Consider the following 5646-nt stretch of genomic DNA (forward strand, 5'->3'; position numbering starts at 1 on the left):
AGAATCGGGATTCAAAAAAGGCAACGACCTACTCTCCCACAAATGCAGTACCATCGGCGCTAATGGGCTTAACTTCTCTGTTCGGAATGGTAAGAGGTGAGCCCCATCGCTATAACCACCTTAAGTTATAGCTGCTCGCTATTGGCGTATCGCCTTTAGCATACAGCGTTCATCATAATGATGAACAAATATCTTAACATATTGAAAAACACCCTAAGGGTGACATACATGAATACTATAATAATCTATTGAACTTTATAAAAAAACAGGCGTACAATAAGCCTATGGGTTATTAGTACTACTCGGCTATGACATTACTGCCTTTACACCTATAGCCTATCAACGTGGTAATCTTCCACGACCCTTTAAAGAAATCTCATCTTGTGGTGGGTTTCGCGCTTATATGCTTTCAGCGCTTATCCCTTCCCAACGTAGCTACTCAGCAATGCTCCTGGCGGAACAACTGATACACCAGAGGTTAGTCCAACTCGGTCCTCTCGTACTAGAGTCAGATCCACTCAAATTTCTAACGCCCACTGTAGATAGAGACCGAACTGTCTCACGACGTTCTGAACCCAGCTCGCGTGCCACTTTAATGGGCGAACAGCCCAACCCTTGGGACCTTCTCCAGCCCCAGGATGTGACGAGCCGACATCGAGGTGCCAAACCCCCCCGTCGATATGAGCTCTTGGGGGAGATCAGCCTGTTATCCCCGGCGTACCTTTTATCCTTTGAGCGATGGCCCTTCCATGCGGAACCACCGGATCACTATGCTCTTGTTTCCAACCTGATCGACTTGTAGGTCTCTCAGTCAAGCTCCCTTATGCCATTGCACTCTACGCACGGTTACCAAGCGTGCTGAGGGAACCTTTAGAAGCCTCCGTTACTCTTTTGGAGGCGACCACCCCAGTCAAACTACCCACCAAGCACTGTCCCCTCGTTGAGGGTTAGACTCTAGATAAGCAAAGGGTGGTATTTCAACAATGACTCCACAACGCCTAGCGACGCCACTTCAAAGTCTCCCACCTATCCTACACATTACTTATCCAAAACCAATACTAAGCTATAGTAAAGGTGCACGGGGTCTTTTCGTCCCACAGCGGGTAATCGGCATCTTCACCGATACTACAATTTCACCGAGCTCATGGCTGAGACAGTGTCCAGATCGTTGCACCATTCGTGCAGGTCGGAACTTACCCGACAAGGAATTTCGCTACCTTAGGACCGTTATAGTTACGGCCGCCGTTTACTGGGGCTTCATTTGAGATCTTCGCCGAAGCTAAACCCTCCACTTAACCTTCCAGCACCGGGCAGGTGTCAGGCCATATACGTCATCTTTCAATTTAGCATAGCCCTGTGTTTTTGATAAACAGTCGCCTGGACCTTTTCACTGCGGCCACCCCGAAGGGTGGCGACTCTTCTCCCGAAGTTACGAGTCTATTTTGCCTAATTCCTTAGCCATGAATCTCTCGAGCTCCTTAGAATTCTCATCCCAACTACCTGTGTCGGTTTAGGGTACGGGCTGCTTCACTCGCTTTTCTTGGAAGTCGCTTCTCTGGATTATCACCGCAACCGAAGTTTTAGTGTACTATCGCGGTATTACTACTCGCTTCAACGTGCTATTCCGTCAGCACGCACCAAATATACGCCTCCGTCACTTTTAACGTGAGCAGGTACAGGAATATTAACCTGTTGTCCATCCACTACCCCTTTCGGGTTCGCGTTAGGCCCCGACTAACCCTCAGCTGATTAGCATAGCTGAGGAAACCTTAGTCTTTCGGAGTGCGGGTTTCTCGCCCGCATTATCGTTACTTATGCCTACATTTTCTTTTGTAGCTTCTCCAGCATGACTCACATCACACCTTCGACGACACTACAATGCTCCCCTACCGATATTTCTATCCCATAGCTTCGGTAATATGTTTATGCCCGATTATTATCCATGCCGAACCGCTCGACTAGTGAGCTGTTACGCACTCTTTAAATGAATGGCTGCTTCCAAGCCAACATCCTAGCTGTCAAAGCAGTTCAACCGCGTTATTTCAACTTAACATATATTTTGGGACCTTAGCTGATGGTCTGGGTTCTTTCCCTCTCGGACATGGACCTTAGCACCCATGCCCTCACTGCTGATCAACATTTTATAGCATTCGGAGTTTGTCAGGAATTGGTAGGCGGTGAAGCCCCCGCATCCAATCAGTAGCTCTACCTCTATAAAACTATAAATCAACGCTGCACCTAAATGCATTTCGGGGAGTACGAGCTATTTCCGAGTTTGATTGGCCTTTCACCCCTACCCACAGGTCATCCGAAGACTTTTCAACGTCAACCGGTTCGGTCCTCCACTGTATGTTACTACAGCTTCAACCTGCCCATGGGTAGATCACACGGTTTCGCGTCTACCACTACTAACTAAGCGCCCTATTCAGACTCGCTTTCGCTACGGATCCGGACCTGAAGTCCTTAACCTTGCTAGCAACGGTAACTCGTAGGCTCATTATGCAAAAGGCACGCCGTCACAGATCAAGTCTGCTCCGACCGCTTGTAAGCGTATGGTTTCAGGTTCTATTTCACTCCCTTATTCAGGGTTCTTTTCACCTTTCCCTCACGGTACTAGTTCACTATCGGTCTCTCAGGAGTATTTAGCCTTATCGGATGGTCCCGACTGTTTCATACAGGATTACTCGTGTCCCGCACTACTCAGGATACCACTATCTTGACATTCTTTACTTATACCGGGCTATCACCGTCTATGGCCCCTCTTTCCAAAGGGTTCTAATTCATCCTGTTTCGAATATTGTGGTCCTACAACCCCAGTATTGCCGTAACAACACTGGTTTGGGCTAATCCGCGTTCGCTCGCCACTACTAACGGAATCACTTTTGTTTTCTTCTCCTCCGGGTACTTAGATGTTTCAGTTCTCCGGGTTTGCTCCTATTGCTAGGTGACATATCTTCAATATGCCGGGTTGCCCCATTCGGATATCTGCGGATCAATTCATGTGTGCTGATCCCCGCAGCTTTTCGCAGCTTATCACGTCCTTCTTCGCCTCTGAGAGCCTAGGCATTCCCCATACGCCCTTATTTAGCTTATTGTACTTTTTGCTTTTTTAATGAGTTTACTATAATCATCTATAAATAGACAATTACAATATGATTAATTAGATATCGCTCGTGGTGATACTAATTAATCTGAATTATTATTAATACATTAGATAAATCTAATAATATTTTTTCATGTATCTTTTTTCAATATGTCAATGAACGTTTGGCGAATTACTTCTAATAATTACTTATTAGTAAGCAACGTTAAGCCGTTGTGGAGAATATCGGAGTCGAACCGATGACCTCCTGCGTGCAAGGCAGGCGCTCTAGCCAGCTGAGCTAATCCCCCGTGTTTAAAATGAAATTTCAAAAATCAATTTCCAAATCCCATATTAAGAGTAAGGGTTTCCCAACTTCTAAAATTTCCTTTCAGTATTTAATGAACGTTTTCAATATTTCTATCGAAATCTGTAGTCTCAGGCAGACTCGAACTGCCGACCTCTACATTATCAGTGTAGCGCTCTAACCAGCTGAGCTATGAGACTGTTTATAGTCGTCAGTTTTCAGTTTTTAATAACTTGTTACAGCTATTAAAGCACCGTTGACTGGTGACTTTATTTTTAAATTAACAGCAATGAGAATAAACTATTCGTAATATTAGTTTTTTGTGTTTCCTTTTAGTCGTCTTTCTCTAGAAAGGAGGTGTTCCAGCCGCACCTTCCGGTACGGCTACCTTGTTACGACTTAGCCCTAGTTACCGATTTTACCCTAGGCCGCTCCTTACGGTGACGGACTTCAGGCACTCCCAGCTTCCATGGCTTGACGGGCGGTGTGTACAAGGCCCGGGAACGTATTCACCGCATCATGGCTGATATGCGATTACTAGCGATTCCAGCTTCACGGAGTCGAGTTGCAGACTCCGATCCGAACTGTGATAGGGTTTATAGATTCGCTCCTGGTCGCCCAGTGGCTGCTCTCTGTCCCTACCATTGTAGCACGTGTGTAGCCCAGGACGTAAGGGCCGTGATGATTTGACGTCATCCCCACCTTCCTCACAGTTTGCACTGGCAGTCTTGTTAGAGTTCCCGACATGACTCGCTGGCAACTAACAACAGGGGTTGCGCTCGTTATAGGACTTAACCTGACACCTCACGGCACGAGCTGACGACAACCATGCAGCACCTTGTAGATAGTCCGAAGAAATAGCTATCTCTAGCTAATGCAATCTACATTTAAGCCCTGGTAAGGTTCCTCGCGTATCATCGAATTAAACCACATGCTCCACCGCTTGTGCGGGCCCCCGTCAATTCCTTTGAGTTTCATTCTTGCGAACGTACTCCCCAGGTGGGATACTTATCACTTTCGCTTAGCCACTCAACCGAAGTCGAACAGCTAGTATCCATCGTTTACGGCGTAGACTACCGGGGTATCTAATCCCGTTCGCTACCTACGCTTTCGTCCATCAGTGTCAATATATTATTAGTAATCTGCCTTCGCAATTGGTATTCTATGTAATATCTATGCATTTCACCGCTACACTACATATTCTAACTACTTCATAACAATTCAAGATAACCAGTATCAAAGGCAATTCTACAGTTGAGCTGCAGACTTTCACCCCTGACTTAATTATCCACCTACGGACCCTTTAAACCCAATGATTCCGGATAACGCTTGGATCCTCCGTATTACCGCGGCTGCTGGCACGGAGTTAGCCGATCCTTATTCTTACAGTACCGTCAAGCTCGGACACGTCCGAGTGTTTCTTCCTGTATAAAAGCAGTTTACAACCCATAGGGCAGTCTTCCTGCACGCGGCATGGCTGGATCAGAGTTGCCTCCATTGTCCAATATTCCTCACTGCTGCCTCCCGTAGGAGTCTGGTCCGTGTCTCAGTACCAGTGTGGGGGATCCCCCTCTCAGGGCCCCTATCTATCGTAGCCATGGTGTGCCGTTACCACACCATCTAGCTAATAGAACGCATACTCATCTTTTGCCGTAACCTTTAATATTGTCTCCATGCGAAGTCAACATACTATATTGTATTAATCCAAATTTCTCTGGGCTATCCAATAGCAAAAGGTAGATTGTATACGCGTTACGCACCCGTGCGCCGGTCGTCGGCGGTGCAAGCACCCCGTTACCCCTCGACTTGCATGTGTTAGGCCTGCCGCTAGCGTTCATCCTGAGCCAGGATCAAACTCTTCATCGTTAAATTTTTAAGTCTTGTATGACTATTTATTTTAACAACTAATAGGAATTTCTAGTACTCTAAATGGTCTATTCTCTTTGTTGAAATAAATCGTTTCCAATTCATTTCTTACGCTGTCAATTCAATATGTTTATGAACTTTTTTTTCTTTCGTTAACTCGTTTCCTTGCTAAGCGGGTGCAAATATAAAACCCTTTTTTTTAACTCACAATAGTTATTTGATATTTTTTAAATCTTTTTTTTGAAGCCGTTTTGCATGCTCTAAAAAAATTAATATCTCATCTTATTTATGAACTTCGCCTTGTTTAGCTTTTGCCGTTTTAAGCGGCTGCAAACCTACAATGCTTTTTTTAATTCCACAATAATTATTTGATATTTTTTTATTCTTTTTT

At 45.4% G+C, this 5646-nt stretch carries 2 tRNA genes and 3 rRNA genes; all 5 read right to left on the reverse strand.

The annotated features are described in order from the left end of the window. Positions 1 to 15 precede the first annotated feature (15 nt). The 5 genes from rrf to BT151_RS18120 all read right to left on the reverse strand — a co-directional run bounded on the left by rrf (position 16) and on the right by BT151_RS18120 (position 5255). Positions 16 to 123: ribosomal RNA gene (rrf, locus tag BT151_RS18100) — 5S ribosomal RNA — on the reverse strand. A gap of 149 nt (positions 124 to 272) precedes the next feature. Then, positions 273 to 3095, reverse strand: a 23S ribosomal RNA gene (locus BT151_RS18105). A gap of 224 nt (positions 3096 to 3319) precedes the next feature. Next, a tRNA-Ala gene (locus tag BT151_RS18110) sits at positions 3320 to 3393 on the reverse strand. Between the two features lie 122 nt (positions 3394 to 3515). Beyond that, positions 3516 to 3589, reverse strand: a tRNA-Ile gene (locus BT151_RS18115). A 150-nt stretch (positions 3590 to 3739) separates the two neighbouring features. Beyond that, positions 3740 to 5255, reverse strand: a 16S ribosomal RNA gene (locus BT151_RS18120). Together the 16S, 23S and 5S rRNA genes with 2 tRNA genes alongside form the textbook arrangement of a ribosomal RNA operon. Positions 5256 to 5646 lie beyond the last annotated feature (391 nt).

The organism is Flaviramulus basaltis, assembly GCF_900114265.1.
In the GTDB taxonomy this organism is placed as follows: Bacteria; Bacteroidota; Bacteroidia; order Flavobacteriales; family Flavobacteriaceae; genus Flaviramulus; species Flaviramulus basaltis.